Annotated in this window: 2 protein-coding genes; one reads left to right on the forward strand and one right to left on the reverse strand. The window is 43.4% G+C overall.

The features are described from left to right. Positions 1-301: DUF488 family protein (locus tag Q0338_RS07230; protein ID WP_298086167.1), on the reverse strand; the 301-nt coding region annotated here is incomplete at its 3' end. 268 nt (positions 302-569) lie between these two features. Between Q0338_RS07230 and Q0338_RS07235 the strand changes: the two genes are divergently transcribed. Continuing rightward, the coding region (locus Q0338_RS07235; protein ID WP_298086168.1) for a DUF748 domain-containing protein at positions 570-2,453 on the forward strand (1,884 nt) is incomplete at its 3' end.

Genomic DNA, 2,453 nt, shown 5'->3' on the forward strand with positions numbered 1-2,453 from the left:
TTAATAGAGCGATTTTGCCGTGCTTTTTTTCTAGAATTTTTAGCTCGTTCAGTCCTGCCGTTGCCTCTTTATCGGCTAGTTCGGTCTTAAATTTAACTTTAAATTCCTCAAATCTAGCCTCTTTGTCCTCATGAAACCAAGACCTAAGCTCGTTTGACGGAGTAACCGACTTTAGCCATAAAAACGAGCAAAATATCTCCTTTTTCACTCCGCGAGGATAGAGTTTATCGATAAATACGCCGTAAAAATCGCTATTTTTATCACCTTTTACAAAATCGTAAATTCTGAAAGCCTGAAACATTTTTGCTCCCTGGTTTGACAAATTTGATTCCGAATTTTACAGTAAAATTGCTATTTTATCGACTAGATTTTAAATTATCTCCGTAGTTTACGGGTGCCAAGTTTTATCAAAAAGAGATCTTGCGCCGTATTTGATTTTTGTTTATTTGCATCAAATATCGGCTTTAATTTTATAAGAAACGGTGCTAATTTTTCGTATGAATACGCCAAAATAACCGCCCTTTAATCAAAATCCTAGTAAAATTCGCCAAAAAAATCGAGGCAAATTTATGCAAAAAAGTAAAAAAATCGCTCTTATTATCCTAGGCTCGCTCGCGGGCTTGCTACTCATCTACACGCTCGCAGGCTTTTTAGGCGTACCTTACGCGCTCAAAAATACGCTGCCCGCAAAGCTAAAAGATATAAACGCGAGCCTTAGCGTGGCGGAGGCTAAATTTAACCCCTTTACCTTCGAGCTAAACGTCACGCGCCCCGAGCTAAACACGACCGCACCGCTTTTTAGCGCGGAGCAAATCGACGTCAAACTTAAGCCTTTTTCGCTATTTAAAAAGCTTGCGGAGGTTGATATCTTGCGCCTTGAGAGTCCTAGCGTAAATATCGCTAGAGATAAAAACGGCACGCTAAATTTAGCTACGTTTTTAGGCGAGTCAAACGCTACTAGCACCGAAAATAACGAAACTAGCAGCATAAATTTCGCCCTAAACAGCACAAAGATAATCGGCGGTTCGTTTGCCTACTCGGACGAGAGTTTAAAGCAGCCTTTTAGCGCCAAATTTGAGGGCATAAACTACGAAATTTCAGGCATAAATACCGAGCAAAATAGCGCGGGCAAGCACGTTTTTGACGCAAACTCCACGCTAGCGCAAAAGCTAGACTGGCAGGGCGGCATCGACCTCGCGCCGCTTCGCGTTTACGGCGAGCTTAGCCTAAAGGACTTTAACGTCCGCCCCGTCGCGCTTAGCTTCATCGACACGCAAGATCTGCGCATAAATAGCGCCCTTATAAACGCTAAAACTAGCTACGAACTAAGCGCGGACGGCGGCGTTATCAAGGCTGCTTTAAAAAACGCAGCTTTAAATTTAAAGTCGTTTGAAGCACAGCTTGACGGGCAAAATTTGAGCCTAGAGGAGCTTGATCTGCCCGCCATCGAGATAAATGCCGACGTGAGCGAAAAAAGGAGCTTCGCAGCCGATATTAGCGAGATAAAATTTAAAAATACGAGCTTTAAAGGCGAGGCGCAGGCAAATTTAAACAGGCTAAATTTAAGCGGCGTCGCCCTTAAGGCCGATATAAACGAAAAAGGCGATATAAACGCCTCCGCAGCGCTCAAAGCCCTGGGCGTTAGCGGGATAAATTTGACCGAAAAAAGCGTCGGCGAGATAAAACTCAAAGACGCGAACGCAAGCGAGCTGGATGCTAAAATAAAAGGGCAAAATATCGCTGCTAGCCTAAAAAATTTGACGCTTAGCGCTGCCTCCGCCCCAGTCGGTAAAAACGGCGCGGCAAGCCTAGAAAAGCTCGTCATAAATGCGCCTAAATTTACGCTGGAAAATAACGCTAGCGCCGCTTCTATCGGCGAGGTAAAAGCGCAAAAAATCGCGCTAAAAACTAAAAATAAAGAGCTCGCTACTATCGCTGAAATCGGCGTGAAGGACGCGGATTTTGATCTAGCCAAAACCGCACTGCGCATCGAAAGCGTCAGTATAAATAAGCCTAAATTTGCAACCAAGCTAAAAGAAAACGGCGAACTTAGCGCTATTAGCGAGCTTGGACTAAATGGCAAAAAAACCGCCGCCAAAACAAAAGCAAAAAGCAAAACCGAAAGCGCGAAAAAACCTGCCAAATCTCAAAAAACGGCAGAAAAAACCGCCGCGAAAAAAAGTAAAAAAACCGAGCAAAAAAGCGCTCAAGATACAAAGAGCGGATTTAAATTTAGCGTCAAAAACGTCGCCGTTACGGGCGCCGACATAGGTATAACCCATGTCTTTGAGGGGCAAAAGATAGCGCATAAATTTGACGGTTTAAATATAAATTTACAAAATATCAGCGAAAATTTAGCTGCGCCAGTGACCGCTAAAATCGACATGAAAAGCTCGCAAAAGCTAAATTTGGCTTTTAAGGGTAAAATTACGCCAGAGCCTCTAAATATCGAA

Origin of the sequence: uncultured Campylobacter sp. (assembly GCF_938018145.1) — a bacterium.
Classification (GTDB): domain Bacteria; phylum Campylobacterota; class Campylobacteria; order Campylobacterales; family Campylobacteraceae; genus Campylobacter_A.